Source organism: Actinokineospora auranticolor (genome assembly GCF_041897805.1).
In the GTDB taxonomy this organism is placed as follows: domain Bacteria; phylum Actinomycetota; class Actinomycetes; order Mycobacteriales; family Pseudonocardiaceae; genus Actinokineospora; species Actinokineospora auranticolor.
The window spans coordinates 2,338,540-2,354,671 of the sequence record NZ_CP154825.1 but is presented as its reverse complement, the minus strand read 5'-3'; the positions used below and the strand labels follow the sequence as shown (position 1 = coordinate 2,354,671).

The 16,132-nt window shown below is 70.5% G+C and carries 12 protein-coding genes and 1 pseudogene; 5 read left to right on the top strand and 8 right to left on the bottom strand.

Going from position 1 to position 16,132, the window contains the following annotated elements; all coding sequences use genetic code 11:
- Positions 1-92: 92 nt before the first annotated feature.
- Both V5P93_RS10870 and V5P93_RS10865 read left to right on the top strand, forming a co-directional pair.
- Entirely contained in the window at positions 93-1,190 is a 1,098-nt protein-coding gene (locus tag V5P93_RS10870; protein ID WP_104482538.1) for a serine hydrolase, read from the top strand.
- A 116-nt stretch (positions 1,191-1,306) separates the two neighbouring features.
- A pseudogene (locus V5P93_RS10865) lies at positions 1,307-2,322 on the top strand (IS481 family transposase).
- Between the two features lie 569 nt (positions 2,323-2,891).
- On the opposite strand, the gene V5P93_RS10860 reads toward V5P93_RS10865, so the two are convergent.
- From V5P93_RS10860 to V5P93_RS10850, 3 genes are read right to left on the bottom strand one after another with little or no spacing between them, the layout of a single operon-like run.
- A complete protein-coding gene (locus V5P93_RS10860) occupies positions 2,892-3,608 on the bottom strand; it encodes an NUDIX domain-containing protein (RefSeq protein WP_104483596.1) in 717 nt (238 codons plus the stop codon).
- 4 nt (positions 3,609-3,612) lie between these two features.
- Complete coding sequence (locus V5P93_RS10855; protein WP_104483595.1) at positions 3,613-5,679, bottom strand: hypothetical protein; 2,067 nt, start codon at positions 5,677-5,679, stop codon at positions 3,613-3,615.
- A complete protein-coding gene (locus V5P93_RS10850) occupies positions 5,676-6,587 on the bottom strand; it encodes a 5'-methylthioadenosine/S-adenosylhomocysteine nucleosidase (protein WP_245931819.1) in 912 nt (303 codons plus the stop codon). Before V5P93_RS10850 ends, V5P93_RS10855 begins: the two co-directional genes overlap by 4 nt.
- Positions 6,588-6,888: 301 nt before the next feature.
- Here V5P93_RS10850 and V5P93_RS10845 point away from each other — a divergent pair, with 301 nt between their 5' ends.
- Positions 6,889-7,089, top strand: a complete 201-nt coding sequence (locus V5P93_RS10845; protein ID WP_146108414.1) for a hypothetical protein — start codon at positions 6,889-6,891, stop codon at positions 7,087-7,089.
- A 9-nt stretch (positions 7,090-7,098) separates the two neighbouring features.
- Here the strand turns inward: V5P93_RS10845 and V5P93_RS10840 are convergent, their stop codons facing one another.
- Genes V5P93_RS10840 through V5P93_RS10820 form a run of 5 tightly spaced genes read right to left on the bottom strand, consistent with a single transcriptional unit; the run spans position 7,099 to position 13,940 of the window.
- Positions 7,099-7,992, bottom strand: coding sequence for an aminoglycoside phosphotransferase family protein (locus V5P93_RS10840; protein ID WP_104483593.1), 894 nt, complete (start codon positions 7,990-7,992; stop codon positions 7,099-7,101).
- Between the two features lie 45 nt (positions 7,993-8,037).
- Positions 8,038-11,094, bottom strand: a complete 3,057-nt coding sequence (locus V5P93_RS10835; RefSeq protein ID WP_104483592.1) for an ATP-binding protein — start codon at positions 11,092-11,094, stop codon at positions 8,038-8,040.
- Positions 11,091-11,723: a hypothetical protein gene (locus V5P93_RS10830; RefSeq protein ID WP_104483591.1), complete on the bottom strand. Its 633-nt coding sequence runs from the start codon at positions 11,721-11,723 to the stop codon at positions 11,091-11,093. Before V5P93_RS10830 ends, V5P93_RS10835 begins: the two co-directional genes overlap by 4 nt.
- On the bottom strand, positions 11,716-13,419 hold the full coding sequence (locus tag V5P93_RS10825) for a KGGVGR-motif variant AAA ATPase (RefSeq protein ID WP_374065823.1): 1,704 nt from the start codon (positions 13,417-13,419) through the stop codon (positions 11,716-11,718). Before V5P93_RS10825 ends, V5P93_RS10830 begins: the two co-directional genes overlap by 8 nt.
- A complete protein-coding gene (locus V5P93_RS10820) occupies positions 13,347-13,940 on the bottom strand; it encodes a TIR domain-containing protein (RefSeq protein ID WP_245931818.1) in 594 nt (197 codons plus the stop codon). The genes V5P93_RS10825 and V5P93_RS10820 overlap by 73 nt, the downstream gene beginning before the upstream one ends.
- A 229-nt stretch (positions 13,941-14,169) precedes the next feature.
- On the opposite strand from V5P93_RS10820, the gene V5P93_RS10815 reads away from it, so the two are divergent.
- Entirely contained in the window at positions 14,170-15,144 is a 975-nt protein-coding gene (locus V5P93_RS10815) for an SEFIR domain-containing protein (protein ID WP_146108413.1), read from the top strand.
- A gap of 12 nt (positions 15,145-15,156) precedes the next feature.
- Entirely contained in the window at positions 15,157-16,083 is a 927-nt protein-coding gene (locus V5P93_RS10810) for a hypothetical protein (protein ID WP_104483588.1), read from the top strand.
- Positions 16,084-16,132: the final 49 nt, after the last annotated feature.

The window sequence follows — 16,132 nt, the reverse complement described above, 5'->3', positions numbered from 1 at the left end:
CCCTGTGGGACTACGGGGGATACCCGAAGCGCGCGGGTGGGTGATTCCGGTCTGCTGGTAGCACCGAATCCTTACCGAGGGGGGAATCCAAGGTGCGCAGGTGGATCGTGGCCGGGCTGGCGGCCGTGTTGGTGGTGGTGCCGTCCGGGACGGCGGTGGCGGAGAGCGGGGACAGCGGGCTGCGTGATTCGCTGGACGCGTTGGTGCGGTCCGGTGTCACCGGCGCGGTGGTCCGGGTCGACGACGGAAAGCGGGTCCGCACCGTCGGCAGCGGTGTCGCGACGCTCGACCCGCCAAGGGCCATCCGGGGGTCGGACCCGTTCCGGATCGCCAGTGTCACCAAGACTTTCACCGCGACGGTGGTACTGCAACTGGTCGGGGAGGGCCGGATCCGGCTGACCGACTCGATCGAGCGCTGGCTGCCCGGCACGGTCCCCGGTGGCGACCGGATCACGGTCCGGCAGCTGCTCAACCAGACCACCGGCCTGTACGACTACTCCGAGGACCCGGAGTGGCTGGCCACCGCGATGGCCGACCCGACGCGCGGCTGGTCGCCGCGCGAGCTGATCGCGGTGGGTTTGGGGCGTCCGCCGCTGTTCCCGCCGGGTACCCGGTGGTCCTACAGCAACACCAACTACCTCCTGGTCGGGCTGATCGCGGAGCAGGCCACCGGCCGCTCCCTGGCGCGACTGGTGGCCGACCGGATCACCAGTCCGCTTGGTCTGCGGGACACCTACCTGGCAACCGATGCGCGGGTGCGTCCCGACCACATCCACGGCTACACGGCGAATCCGGACGGCACCCGCACCGACACCACGACGTGGAGCCCGACCTTGGCGGGCGCGACGGGCGCGGTCGTGTCGACGCAGCAGGACGTGGCCCGCTTCTACCGCGCGCTGCTCACCGGCGAACTCCTCGAGCGGCCGCAACTGCGCGACATGCTCACGACCGTGGAGGTCCCCGAGCGCAACGGCGGCTACGGCCTCGGCATCTACTACGTCGACACGCCCTGCGGCCGGGTTTGGGGCCACGCGGGCGATTTCCCGGGCTACCACACCATCGCCTACCAGGACCGCGCAGGCAAGCGCAGCGCGGTGCTCTTCGTGGCGACGGACCTGAACCAGGAACCGGGGTCGCTGTTCGACAAGACGGTCAACGCCATGGTGTGCCAGATGATGGGGCGGAGCTAGCTGTTGCGGGTCATGACGTTGGTGACGGCTGGTAGGGGCTGAGACGAGGGGACGGGTCTTTCGGCGGCAGGATGAGAAGTGCGACCAACACATCCGCCGAGTGGAAAGACCCGTCCGTGCTCCACCGTAACGCCCCGCTGTCGGTCGAAGGCCGCCACCCGTCTGGTACAACGCTGCCGAACCCGTCCGATCGCCCACGTCGCCGCCGAGATGGGCATCTCCCGGCAATGCGCCTCGAAGTGGGTCAACCGGTATCGCCGCTTCGGCGAGGCCGGCCTGTCCGACCGCCCCAGCGCTCCCCGTCGGCAGCCCACCGCCGCCCCGGCCGAGGTGGTGGTCCGGATCGAGTGGTTGCGTCGGGACCGCAAGTGGTCGGCCCGCCGCATCGCCCTGGAACTCGCCGCCGAGGGCACGACCGTGTCGGTGCGCACCGTCGGCCGGCACCTGGCCCACCTCGGCCTCAACCGCCGCCGGTTCCTCGACCCCACCGGGGAGAACAACCGAGTGCCGCGACGGATCGTGGCCCGCTGGCCCGGCCACATGGTCCACCTGGACGTCAAGAAGGTCGGCGTCATCCCCGACGGCGGCGGATGGCGGGTCCACGGCAAGGGCAGCGAGCAGGCCAAACAGGTCGAACGCGCCAAGAACACCACCGCCGGGAAGCCCGGCGGGCGGCGCAGTTACACCTACCTGCACTCCGCGGTCGACGGCTTCTCCCGCCTGGCCTACACCGAAGCCCTGCCCGACGAGAAAGCGGTCACCGCGATCGGCTTCACCCACCGCGCACGGGCCTTCTTCGCCGCCCACGGCATCACCCACATCCACCGCGTCGTCACCGACAACGGCGCCTGCTACCGCGCCCACGACTTCGCCACCGTCCTGCGCGGCGCCCGCCACCAGCGCATCACCCCCTACACCCCACGCCACAACGGCAAAGTCGAGCGCTACCACCGCATCCTGGCCGAGGAATCCCTCTACGCCCACGCCTGGACCAGCGAACAACAACGCACCGACGCACTGGCCGTCTGGAACGTGCACTACAACTACCATCGCCCCCACACCGCCGCCGGAAACCAACCACCAGCCACACGGCTCCACACCGGCGTCCAACGTCATGGCCTCATACAGCTAGCCTCGTCCGCGGATCTCCTCCACCTGCCCGCAGGTGGAGGAGATCCACCCCTGGGGCCGATGTGGCGCGCCGACGGGCGGGCACGCCGGCAGCATGATCAACCTACGAGCGCCGATCCCCGTCCTGCGCGCCGAACTGGTCAAGATCCGCACGGTTCGGCCACCTGTGCCTGGTCACCTTCGGCGCACGGTCAGGGCCGTTATCGGCGCCCCGCTCTACCTGACGTTGATGTGCGTACTGGCCATCGGGGTGGCCACGATGGTGCGCGGCGCCGTACGCGCCCTGGTGGCGATGTACGGACTCATCTTCATCCTGGGCCCGGTCGCGGCGGGTGTGGATGGCCTCCGGGAACTGGCGAGGTTCCTACCGGACCAGGCGGGCTCCCAGGTCATGCAGGTGGGGGCGCAGGCGGCGGGCGGCCTCAACCCCATGGACCGGCCTGCTCGTCCTGGCGGCGTGGGCCGTGGCAGCACTCATCGGCGGCTACGTCGTCCTCCGCTCGCGCGACGCCTGAATCCCCTGGCTCCGGCAGAGCGCACAACCAGGCAGGGTGTTGTGGGACAGGTGGTTCAGAACCTCGGGCGGGTCCGCGCGGTTCGCGCCATCGGCGGGTCCAGGACATCCGCGGGACCCGCGCGGTAGAGGCGGGCGGGGCGGCCGGTGGGAACCGCTCGTTTGCCGTCGGTCGGGATGATGAAGCCGTCCGCGTCGGTCACCTTGCGGTGGAAGTTGGGGCGGTCCAACTCGACGCCCCACACCGCCTCGTAGACCTCCCGCAAGTCGCTGATGGTGAACTCGGGCTCGCAGAACACCGTCGCCACGGTGCTGAACCGGAGCTTCTCGCGAGCCTGTTCGACAGCGTCGGCGAGCACTTGGTCGTGGTCAAAGGCCAAGCGCGTGGCCCCACCCAAGAGGTCGTCCACCGGGGTCCAGCGGGCCGACCGGGCATCCGACCCAGCGGTGGGCACGGGCAGGTCAGGGGCGATGGCCAGGAACGCGCACGTGATCACCCGGCGCGGTCTGGGGTCGCGGTCGGGTGCGGAGTAGACACCGACCTGTTCGAGGTGGAGGGTGGCCGGGTCAACACCGGTCTCCTCCCGCAGTTCCCGCTCGGCGGCCTGCCGCACCGTCTCAGCGCCGCGCAGGAACCCGCCGGGCAGGGCGAGCAGGCCCGCGAAGGGCTCGTTAGCGCGCTCCACCAGCAGCACGTGCAACGCGCCGCCGCGAATGGTGAGGATCACCAGGTCCGCCGTGAAGTGGACCAACACCCGGTCCCGTGGTGTCACCTGTTCAGCCTATCGCCCCGTCGTCCGAGCCGGTCGCCGCGCCGATCAGCCGCCACTGCTGGAACCGGTGGTGGCGGCGCGTGCGCTCCTTGGAGATCCACTCCCGGCCCTCGGCGGCCACCGCTTCCAGCACGTGCTGCGCCCACGAGATCCCGGAGGTCTCGGTGGCCAACTGGATGAGGTAGTCCTCCCCCTCGAGGTCGGTCACCTCGGCGGCCTCGAACTGCTCGGTGACCTTGGCGATGTCCTTGCCGTTGACGAGCGTGACCTCGAGCGTGCGACCCCGGCCCCGGTTCGGCCGCGCGCCTGGGTGGTCCTCCTCGACCCGGGTTCCGCGCTCCTCGACCCGTGCGGAGGCAACCTTGTCGTAGTGGAAGACCTCACGTTTCTCGTGGCCGTACTCACCGGTCAGGAAGTTGAGCCGGAGCCGGATGACCCGCACGCCGTTGTCGGTGAGCAGGAAGAGGTGGAGGTGGTACTCGGTGTAGCGCGGGGGTCCGTGCAGGACTCGGGCACGCCGGGAGTACGGGGCCCGCGTAGCCAGGATGACGTGGGTGAACAGGTCGCGGTTGGTCAGACCGGACCGCTTGAGAGCGGTGGATCGCAGGTAGGAGCGGTCGAGGTCGAACCAGTGCGCGATCTCGTGCTCGTCCGGGCGGTTCGCGGCCAGGTAGGCGACCCAACGGGCGTGTTCCCGCCGCTCCTCGTCGAACAACCGCAGGTTGCGCTCGCGCTCGTCACCGTCGCGGTGCCGCGTGACCCGGAGGTCGACGCTGTTGCGCCCGGCGAACCAGCCGCCCGCGATCAGCAAGGCCGACCAGAACCACCCGGCGCCTGCCCAGAGCGGTCCGACCGCAGTACCGAGGCCGTAGATCGCGATGCCGAGGACCATCCCGAGGTGCTGCCCCACGGTGTCGTCGGGAACCGGCGCGATACCCGTGCCGCACGCGGCACGTCGGGCGTGCCAGCGGGTGAGCCACAGCAACCGCGCGGGCTCGACGGCTGTCTCGCGGAACAGCACGACCAGCCGGGCGGCAAGGAGTGCACGCAGTCGTTCGCCGCCACCCGGCCCTTCGTTGAATCCCTGGTCGACGCGCTTGCGCACATCGGTGGCGAACTTGTCGGCGGAAGGCGGCGCGCCTTCCTCGCCAGTGTGGTCCGGTGCCGGGCCCGCGGGGAGACCGACATCGGTCCGGCTCGCCCGGAGCCGAGCGGTGCGCAACGCGAGGTGGTGGCCGAAACGCAGGACCAGCAACCCGCCCACGGCACAGAGCAGGGCCGCCAAGACGCCGAGCACTTTCGCGGTGGCGTCGGAAACCGTGAAGTACGCGCCCACGCACACGACTACGGCCCCGAGTACGGCATGGCGGAGCGCCTTCCGGTCGAGCGGTGTCGGGGCGGGGGCGAGCGGGTGGGGTTCGGCGGGCTCCGGTTCGAAATACAGCGGCGTCCGCCGGACGCGGTCGTTGCCCATGCGTTCCTTGGCGATCCGCGTGGTCTCGACGGCGTCGAGGTGGTCTTGGATCGCACCGCTGAGCACGAACTCGAGGTGGGTGGCGATCTCGTCGCGGCGGTCTTCGGGCAGTGGCGCGTAGGTCTGTGACAGACCCGCGACGAACCGCTTGTCGCGCTCGGTGTCCAGGCCCTGGGCTACCACGCCGTCGACCAGGAAGGCGACCACGTCCAGCGACTCCAGCCAGCTGTCGAGCGGCAGCGTCCGCGCGTGGTCGCGGCACCAGCTGAAGCTGTCGCGTACACGGCGGTCCAGGTCGTTGATGGATCGACCGCTGAGCAGTGCCAGCGCGTAGTAGTAGAGCGTCTTGGAGTCGATGTGCCCCAGCTTGACCAGCTCGGCCAGGATCTCCTCGGCGATCCGCGCGGATGATCGCCCGCGCAGGTGGTTGATCGCCACCTCCAGCTTGCGCTCGGGTGGGTCGGCGGAGTTGTAGTGGTAGTACTCGTGCCGGTGGACGGTGTTGTCCCCGTAGACCACGCCGATCTGCTGGCCGACCTGGGTATCGCCGTCGACGGTGTTGATGACGGTGGCAACGCTGAAGTCGTCGATGGTCACCGCTGTCCCTCCTCTTGGTGGATGGTGATGGCGCCGTAGCTGACGCCGATCTGCTGGCCGACCCTGCCGTTACCGCGGACGATGTTGCGCACCACCGGCCCACTACCGTTCACCGGGTCGCCGCCGTCCACCGGACGCCCCGGTGCGCCGGTCGGGATCTCCACATCGGCCGCGACGCACATGGCGAAGGCGGCGGCGTTGCGAGCGGCCACCTCCTGCCAGCCACCGGCGTCGGTGTCGCGTTTCGCGCCACCCGCGAGATCGCTGATACCCCGGACGACGAGCATGGGTACCTTCTCGTTGAGGTGCGCGGCCTGCGCGAAGCCCGCGCTCTCCATCTCCACGGCGACCGCGTCGTTGTAGTGCTGCCGCAGGTGGTGCGCGTGATCGGACTCCCGCGAGTCGAGGACCACGTCTCCGGCGACGACGGGGTCGAAGTGCACCGCGGGCCGAGGGCCGTCGTCCAGCGCGTCCCGCCACCGGCCGAGCAGCTCGGTCCGCCGGGCGGCCTGTTCGAGCCGGTGGGACACGTCGAACGCGCGGGGGCGGGAGCGGAAGCCATCGGTCTCGCTGCGGCCGCCGTGTGGCGCGTACACGCGGGTGGCGACGACGACGTCGCCGAGGGCGAGGCGGTCACGCAGACCGCCCGCGATGCCGACGAACATCACCGCGGCCGGGGCGAACTCGGTGATCATCCGCTCGGTCAGGGAAGCGGCCGACATGTTGCCCATACCGATCCCGGCCAGCGCCACCGCGCGCCCGTTCGCCACCTGACCGACCTCGAACAGGGTGCCCGCCGGGTGGGTACGGGGCCTGATGTCCCTCAGGTGCCCGCGAACGGCCACGTACTCGCTGGGCAACGCGGTCAGCACGGCGACCAACCCGGATTCGCCAAGAACAGGAGTCATGTCGGGGAAGTTAGCTAGACCGTGAGTTTCTTGTCAACAAGACAAGAGACTTTTCTCTCTCAACAGAGCCAGATGTCCATGTGACAAAAACTGGACAGCGAGCCGACAATTCACCATGCCTCCGTCGGCGTTGTGACGTGGAACATTCAGGACCACCCGCGCAGTTCGTCATGTTTGGGCAGATGGAGTGGGATTAGGCCCATTTCGGCTCCGGGCGATTCGAGTGGTGATAGCTTGGCCGCGCGAGCGAAAGCCGCACGTTTGTCCTAATAGGACATATTACTACCGTTGGGGGATCGGCATGGCGGGGATGTCCGCGGCGTGGATTCGGGTTTTGCAGTGGTGGGGAGGCTTATGCCTGCTCAGCGTGATCGGCTGGGTGATGCAGGGTGTGGTCGGGGATTCGTGGCCTTTCCCGTACTGGGTGATCCCCACCGCGGTGTGGGTCGTGCTGCTGGTGATCGCGCTGGCCACCGGCCGCAGAGCTGTCGAGCGCGAGTAGCCAGGCCGGTCACGCCCGGTCGACGTGGTCGTCGATGATCTCGTCGATGACGCGGAGGTTCTCCGCCGCGTTGGTGTCGGCGGCGGCCAGCAGCATCGCCTTCCAGATCGCCCACCCCCTGGCCCGCGCCCAGGTGCCGTCGTCGTGGGGGGTGGTTTCCTTGAAGGCTTGGCGGCTTTTGCCGTGGAAGGTGGTCCAGGCGATGACCAGCTCGCAGGCCGGGTCCCCGACTCCGGCGGTGCCGAAGTCGATCACGGCGGACAGCGCGTCGTCGGTGATCAGGAGGTTGCCGGGGGCTATGTCGCCGTGGAACCAGACGGGGGCGCCCCGCCACTCGGCCGCGAGGGCGGTTTCCCAGACGTCCCTTGCCTTGTCTACGTCGATGCGGCCCTCCAGTTCCACCAGGAAGCGGCGGGTCTCGTCGTCGTAGTAGGCCGGGGACGCGCCTCTGTGGAAGCAGTGGGCGCCCGTTGTGGGGCCGCCGGTGGGGTCACACCGTTGTAGCGCTTGGATGAACTCCGCCACCGCGACGGCCAAGCCGGGTAGGTCGGTGACCGCGGTCTGGTTGAACGGGGTACCGGGTAGCCACCCCCGCACCGACCACGGGAACGGGTAGCCCTCCCCCGGCACACCCGAGCCCAGCACCTCCGGTACGGCGACGGGCAGGTGCGGCGCCAGGCGCGGCAGCCACGTGCGTTCCTTCTCCACCGCCGCGACGTACCCCTCGGCGGTCGGCAGGCGGACCGACATCTCGGCACCGAGGCGGTAGGTCCGGTTGTCCCAGCCGTCGATGGGTACGGGGGTGACCGGTAGGTGTTGCCACCGGGGGAACTGCGCGGCGATGAGGCGGCGCACGAGGGTCGCGTCGATGCCCGCTCGGCCGTCCGGGTGTGTGGTTGTCACCTGGTGATCATCACCGGGTGAGTGGGGTGCCGCCACCGGAAAACCTCACCGGCGGGCGCGGTCCAGCACCTCCTCCAACCGCAAAGGACTCGCTGGGTGGTGGGTCAGGCAGAGCGGGGTGACCACCTGCTTGAAGCCGAAGGACTCGCTCGCCACGTAGAACTGGGCCCGTGCCAGACCACCCACGTCCGCGATCGGGCTGCCCTTGGCCCGCGCCAGTTCGTTGGCCGCCGTGATCTGCGCGGGGCTGCCCAGCCTGCCGAAGACCTGGGTCGTGGCGTTGCCCACGACCTGGTTGTGCAGCCCTTTCGGCGCCTGGGTGGCGAACAGCAGCCCCAGGCCGTACTTGCGGGCCTGGGAGGCGAGCACGATGGTGCTGCGGGTGCTCGCGGTGAGCGTCCCCGACGCCGCAAGGGTTTGCGCCTCGTCCATCACGAAGAGCGCGCCGAGCGGCCGCTCCCCCGCCGGGTTCCGCTTGGCCCAGGCGAAGAGCTCCATCTGCAGCTGGTTGACGAAGTTCTGCCGCTGGGCCTCCTGCGGCAGCCCGACGAAGCTGATCACCGACACGCGGGCGCGCTTGCCGGGCCCGGGGGTCAGCAGCACGCCCGGGTCGACCGGCTCGCCGCCGCCCGCGGTGAGGGGGTCGTTGACCATGGCGGCCTTCATGGCCTCCGCGAGGTCGGCGGCGACGCGAGTAGCGCCGTTGAGGGTGCTGACGTCGTCGGGGAGGTCGGCGAGCAGGTCGATCAGCCCGGGCAGGCCGCGCGCGCCGCCGCGGGCGTAGTGCTCGACGACCTGGCGCAGCACGGCGCGGCCGATGTCGGCCTTGGCGGTGCTGCCGGTGAGCCGGACCTGCGGCGCGAGCGTCGCGACGGCCACCTCGACGGCCGCGTTGAACTCGTCCTCGTCGTCGAGCACGCCAGCGAAGTCCGGCAGGGCGGGGAACGCGAGCGGTCGTCCCGTGGCCCGCCCGGGGGTCCAGACCACGACCTCGGTCTCCGCCAGGTACGTCGCGGCCAGCGCGGCGTCGCCCGGTCCCCAGGCGGACGGCGGTTCCGGCCACGGGTCGCCCAGGCGGGCGAGGTCGTTGTTCGGGTCGAGCACGATGGACGACACGCCCCGCAGCGCGCACTCCTCGATGACGCGTCGCAAGAGGACGGTCTTGCCGGAGCCGGATCCCGCGAACACGGCCATGTGCTTGCGCAGCGTGGAAAGCTCGACCGTGACCGGCTCACCGGTGTCGTGGACCTCGCCGAGCGTGATCTCTTCCGGCGGCGGGTGAGTACCTTCGTCTCGTGGGGACTCCGGCCGCCCCGTGGGCAGGACTCGCGACAGCAGCTCGGACCGGCCCGCGGGGCGGCGGTCGACCAGCCACTCGATCAACCCCGGGACCTTGTCGTCCAGCAGCCGGTCCAGGGCCCAGAAGGTTTTCAGGTCCTCATCGGACAGTGGCAGCACGAGCCCACCCGACGACTCGAACTCCCGCACCTCGGCCTGCGTCTTGGGCCCGCCGGACCACGGGTCGTTGCGGATCAGCACGAGGTGCCGCAGGTCGTCCCCCTTGCGCAGGTCGGCCGCGGCCCGCGCCTTGCGGAACCGGTGCAGCACCGAGATCGGGTGGACGTGGTGGATGGAGCGGAACGACCAGTACTCCTCCACGTCCCCGACCTCGTCGAGGGTGACCTTCAACTGCGCGTGGAGGTGGCCGTTGCTGAGGATCGGGCGTTCCCACACCAGGTGGTCGTCGCCGACCTCGGTGAGCCAGGCGCGCAGCGCCGCGGCGAGCAGCCTGGGGACCAGGTCGTCCTCGGTGGTGTGGTCGAGCGGGGCCGTGGACCCGGCCGACTCGCGTTCGCGGGCGAAGCGGGCGTCCAGTTCGGCGAAGCGGTCCGGCGCGGGTTCGGGCCGGGCCGGGGCGACCGGGCGCGGGCCGTCCTCGGTGAACGAGGCCAGTTCGGTGACCACGCCCGAGCGCAGGCACGCCTCGATGTGGGTGCCGATGCGCTTGAGGAGTTCACGCGGGGTCATCTCCTCCCAGCCGTCCTCGAACGCGGTCGGCGCGATCGGCCAGGACGGGTGCGGCGGGGTGAACCGCATGCCCTCGTACGCGACGCCGAGGCGCTTCTCCACCAGCGCCCGGCCGACCGCGCCGTCCACGACGCGGCCGAGGGTGTGCAGTTCGCGGAACCGGTCCGGGACCGAGTCCGCGGCGATCGAGCTGATCTGCGTCCAGGTGTTGGACAGGCAGGCCATCACGGTGAGCGTGCGCCGGGTGATCTCGCGCAGGCTCATCAGGCCGTCGGCGACCTGGGCGACGAGCAGCTCGCCGTCGGCGTTTCCGGTGGTGCGGCTGGTGCGGGCGATCAGCGTGTCGAGCTGGTCGACGCAGATCACGACCGGACCGGTCATCGCCAGCAGCTTGGTGATGTCGCGCACCACGGCCAACGCGGAGCGCGGTGGCCTGCGGATGCCCCATTCCCGCCACTCGCCGGGTTCGAACCCCGCGAAGCCCTCCAGGTAGTCCTCACCGATGTCGTTGGTGATGTCGGATTCCGTGGCGTAGAGGACGAGCGCGCGGGCCGCGTCGGAGCACTCCTTGGCGACCTGGCGGTCCAGCGCCCTGAGCCCGGCCACGAAGGCGTCGACGTGGCCGCGGTTGAGGCCGTGGCCGCCGAGGAGCACCTTGGCGCACCTCGGGTCGACGACGTCGCGGTCGCAGACCCGGCGGAGGAAGTTCCTCAGCTGCGAGTCGCCGTTCTCCTCCGGTTGGGACAGACCGAAGCGGAGCGCCTCCGCGGTGTTCTCCCAGAACGCGTCACCGGTGGAGAGGTTGACCAGGAAGAAGTAGCCACCCGCCCGGTGGACCTGGCGGCGGATCGAGCCGAGCAGGTGGGTCTTCCCGACCCCCTTCTGCCCTTTGAGGACGAGCCCGATCGGGCTGGGACCGGAACTGGCCGCCGCGTCGCGAATCCCGGCGTCCACGGCGGCCGTGACGTCCGCGTGCAGCCCGTCGACGTGGTACGGCGAGTCGTGCCACACGTGGTCCGGGGTGTCGGCCCAGTCGAAGCGCAGGGTGGCCAGCGCGGCCAGTTCCTCGATCACGACGTCTCGATGGCGATCAGGTGCTGGTCCTCGCCGCCGATCCGGACGGCCGCGGCGTGGTCGGCGTCGGTGAGCGCCTTCCGGTCGGAGTCGGGCACCAGGCTGACCTGCCGGTCCCGGCTGAGCCGCTTGAGCACGGCGTCGACGTCCTCGGTGGCGGCGCCGCCGAGCCGGGGCCGCAGGTCGGCCAACCGCACGGTGGCCCGCGGCCGGACCGCGAGTTCGCGGTACGCGGTGCGGACGCGGTCCTCGATCTCCTCGGGGCTCACCCCGACCTCGGGGGCGAAGACGTCGTCCAACTTCAGCCCCTTGCGCTCGAGGAAGCGGCCGACGCCGCCGAGGAAGATGTAGAGGGCCGGGGCGAGGACGCTGCGGGCCGGGGGCAGCGGGGGTGTCCCCGTGCCGAACTCGGCTATGCACCAGCGCTTCCCGGTGTCGGTGAGCTTGTGCACGTAGCGGCGGCCGTCCTTGTGGCTGTCGACCAGTTGGAGGTCGTTGAGCCGGACGCGGTCCTTGCCGTCGAGGGTGAAGCCGACGAGCCCCTGCAGTTCGGGGTTGGACACCTCCCGCGCCAACGAGAGCAGGGTGAGGACCACCGCGGTCTGCTTGTGCCCCAACCGTTCAGCCATGTTGGTTTCCTTCCTCGGTTGCCGGAGCGCCCGTGTCGCGCGCCCTGGTGCGCAGGACGCGGATGCTCCACTCGATTGCTTCCCGGATGTCGGCGGGCACGGGCGTGCCCGCCGCCGAGCGGGGTCGGATGGCCAGTTCCAGGTCGGCCGCCACGTCGCGGGCCCGCTCGTCGTCACCCGCCCCGGCGATCACCTGGAGTTCCCGGACCAGTTCGTCGACCAGTTCCCACCAGTGCGCGGGCAGGGACGCCTTCGCGGTCCGCAGCAGCAGGTCGACCAGGTCCACCGAGTCGTGGACGAGCGGCCGCGCGCCGCGGACCTGGTCGGCCAGTTCGCGGGCGACGTCGGCGGGGCGGCGGGTCGGGCCGAGCCGCAGGTGGCGGAGGTTGCCGACGAAGCCGGGCAGCGCGGTGGGGTCGGTGCGCGCGGTCAGCACCGGGATGACCCGGCGGTCCTGGCCGACGGTGCGGTGGATGAACCGCTCGACCTCGGCGACCTGCCAACGGGTCAGGGTCCCGTCGACGATCAGGCACAGGTGCCGGGCGTTGTCGGTCGCGCGGACCAGCAGGTCGCGGTCGCCGGAGAGCGACCGCTCGGTGCGCAGGCCGAGCCCGCCCAGGGTGTCGATCAGCTCGCCCGCCACGTCCAGCGTGGAGCGCGGGGTGCTGATCTTGATGTCGTGGGAGAACTCGTGCTTGCGGTCGCGGACCGCGGCCACGTAGGCGTCGCGGTTCTCCGCGAGCAGCGGGGTCCGGTCCAGGTCGTGGGCCAGCAGGGCGGCCACGGTCTCCAGCGCGTAGCTGATCTGGTCGGGAGTGGGCTGCTTCTCCTGCACCACCGCCAACCGCTCGCCGAAGGTCCAGAAGGACACGTAGGGCAGGGTGAGGTGGGCCGCCACCTCCGCGGGCGGGACCTCGACGTCGAGCCAGTCGTGGTACAAGCTGCCCGTCTCGGTCAGGTAGGTCTGCCGCCAGCGGTCGGCCTCCAGGTATTCCTCGCGCGCGTCGAACCTGGACAGCACGGGGATGACGTTGAGCCGGGGCCGGTCGAACGGGAGACCGTCGCGGGCGGAGTTGGCCCGTCTGGCGATGTCGATGGCGCCGCGCATGCTCTGGGCGTTGGCGGTGAACAGGATGACGAGCCGGTCGGGGAGGTGGGCCGTGCAGATCCCGCCGATGTCGGAGACCCCGGTCCGGCTGTCGAGGAGGACGAAGTCGTAGTCGGTGGTCCACCGCTCGCGGCAGCGTTCCAGGTACTCGCCGAAGCCCTCGTCGTAGAACCGCTCCCACTCCAGGTCTTGGACGCGGGTGATGTAGTCGACGTCGTCGCGGCCCGCCGCGATGAGGTCGAGGGTGACGCCGTCCGCGCTGAGGCGGGTGGTGTGGTCGGCCGGGCGGAACCGGTTCGCGAGGAAGTCGTCGACCAGGTCGACCACACCGCTGGTCGGCTCGCCGCTCATCATCGGCCGGAAGTAGTGGTGCAGTCCGGGCGCCTCCAGGTCCCAGTCCACGCACAGCACTCGGTTCCCCCAGCGGGCCAGCAGCACGGCAATGTTGGCCAGCGCGAAGCTGCGGCCGACACCGCCCTTGAAGGAGTAGAAGGTGATCACGGTGCCCGGCACGGTCAGAACCTCGGCTTCCGCGACCGGGTAGGCGGTTCGGGCGGCGGCATCTCGATCGGCCAGTCCGGCCGCCACCGGGGCACCAGGTCGAGCGCGTCGATCAGGTCGATGGCGAACCGCGTCAGCGCGCGGCGTAGATCCAGAAACGCCGGGGTGTCCTGGAAATGCGGCTCGGGAAAGTTCCACGGCCGCAGGTCCACCGTCCGCCTTTCGTGCACGTACTTGGGGAAGTACTCCGAGTCGCTGTAGATCACGGGGTGGATGAGACCGAACGGGCGTTCGAGTGTGCCGAGACCGGCGATCTTCTCGCGGCTCTGCATCGAGTGCCATTCGGCCATGCACCACTCGCGTCGGAAATACTTGGGGCTGCACACGGGGACGAGAACGCGGCTGTGCCGCAGGGCGTGGCGGATCTCCACCGGCCACAGGCCGCCCGCTCGTCCCTCCTCGTCGTAGTAGACCGAGATCTCCTCATCGGTGTTGTCGTCGAGGAGTTCGCACAGGAGCTGGTGGAAGTGCGTGCGCACCCAGGGCGCGACGGTGGGGCTGTCCCGTTGGTAGCTGATGAACACGTCGTACTTGTACACGTGTGCCATCGCTCCTTCGGGTGATCAGCGGCATGCCGATGGTAGAGCGGGACGTGTTCGGTAAAAAGGCGCTTGGAGTGACAAAAGAAGGACAAGTTCGGCCGCGGGAACGTGAGAACCCTTGCGACGGCTGGATAAGCGACAGAAAGGTGACAACCAGCCGGTTCGCGCCTCCGGGGTGGCGGGGTGGTGCGGACAATGTCTGGCGACGAATTGCCGGAGTTGGCTGGGAGTGGCGATGTCGGATCGGGAAGTGCCACGGGTGTTCGTGAGCTACGCGCACGACTCGACCGAGCACAAGGAGGCGGTGCGCGAGTTCGCCACGTACCTGATGGTCCGGATCGGACTCCAGGTGCAACTCGACCAGTGGGACAGCGATCGGCGGCGGGACTGGTCGTTGTGGGCGATCGAGCACCTGACGGACTCCGACTACATCCTGGTGATCGCCTCACCCGACTACAAGCAGCGGGCCGACGGCCGGGCGCGGTCCGACGAGGGCCGGGGGTCGCAGTTCGAGGCGGCGATCATGCGGGACGCGCTGACGCGGGACCTGCGCGGGGAAACCGAGCGCTGGCTGCCGGTCGTGCTGCCGGGGCGGTCGGTCGACGACATCCCGACCTGCCTGTGCGGCCATTCCACCACCCGTTTCCACGTCGACGAGTTGTCCGAGGACGGGGTCGCGGAACTGATCGGCGCGATCACCGGGAAAGGCCGGTTCCCGACACCGGAACGCGGGGAATGGCTGGGGGGCCGGGAAAACCCCGAATCGCGGCAGCTCGTGCGGCTGGCCGACGAGAGCCGCTGGGCCGAGCGCAGCGGCGAGGTCAAGCCGGGGACCGCGGTGCTCGGCGGTGTCCGCTACGACGACAGCATCGTGCTGCGCGGGTCGTCGCGGCACGGGTCCGTGGTGGTCGACCTGGAGCGCCGGTACCGCCGGATGACCACCGTGATCGGTGTCCTGGACGACGCCGCGGAACCGTTCCAGGTTGGCCACTTCCAGGTTTTCCTCGACGGCAAGCCGCAACCGCCGCGGCGGGTCGCGTTGGACAAGCCCGAGGTGCTGGAGGTCGACGTCACCGGGACCCGGACCCTGCGGCTGGAGATGGCGCGCCCCGGTGGCAGCGCCTCGCCGCTGGGGTCGGCCGCGGTCGTGGTGGGGCGGCGGTTGGCGGGCTCCGTCGATCTGGCTTGGGGGAATCCGACACTGGTGTAGGGGGTGGGACAGGTGAACGCTGCCGCGAGCCCGGACGACGAGACCGCGGCGCTGTTCGCGGAGCTCAAGGCGCTGCGCAAGGGGTTGGGGGTCAACCGCGCGGCGCCGCCGGGCGGGTTCGGACCGCGGTTGCGCGGGCTCGGCGGGGTGACCGGGGCCGACAGCGCGGGCACGACCCGCGACAAGATCATCGCCGCGGTGCGCGGGCTGGTGGCGTCCCTGGCCGAGCCGCACCGGTCGATGGCGGAGGTCGCGCTGGGGTTCAAGGGCGCGCCGGACGTCAACTACACCACGCGGATCGCGGCTTACGCGCTGGAGCGGGACCGGGACCGGCGCACCATCCAGCGCCGCAGCGACGAGGCGCTGCGGCTGGTCGCGGCGGCCGCGGCGGAGGCGCACGACCCCTGGCACACCACGTCCCTGCGCGACACCCTGCGGCTGGCCGGACCCGGCGGCGAGGTGACCGAGGCGCGGCGGATCATCAGCCACCGGGCGGGCCTCGCCGAGATCGAGCACTCGCTGTCGGTCATCCCCACCGGCTGCTCGACCGAGTTCGACCCGGCCGACCTGGACCTGCGCGTGCTCTCCGGCGGCGCGCTGGTGCCGCCGCGCCGGGTGAGCGGCAGCCGGGTCGCGTTCGGCTTGGTGCTGCCGCGCCCGCTGGCCGAGCGCGACGAGCACGAGTTCGAGTTCCGGCTCCGCCTGCCCGCCATGTCCCGGTTCTACGTCTGCACCCCGCACTACCCGTGCGACCGGTTCGAGCTGCGGGTCCACTTCGGCGGCACCCGGCCCCGGGCGATCGGCGTGCTGGACGGCGTCTACCCGCACGAGGCCGACGACCTGCGGGCCGCCTCCCGGCTGCTGCCCGTCGCCGACGAGGTGGTGCACGTGGCGAAGAACCTGTTGCCGTACCGGTCGTACGGGCTGGTGTGGAGTTGATCTGTGACGGAACGCGCCGTTCCCCGGTGCGCCACCGTGCGAGAGTGAC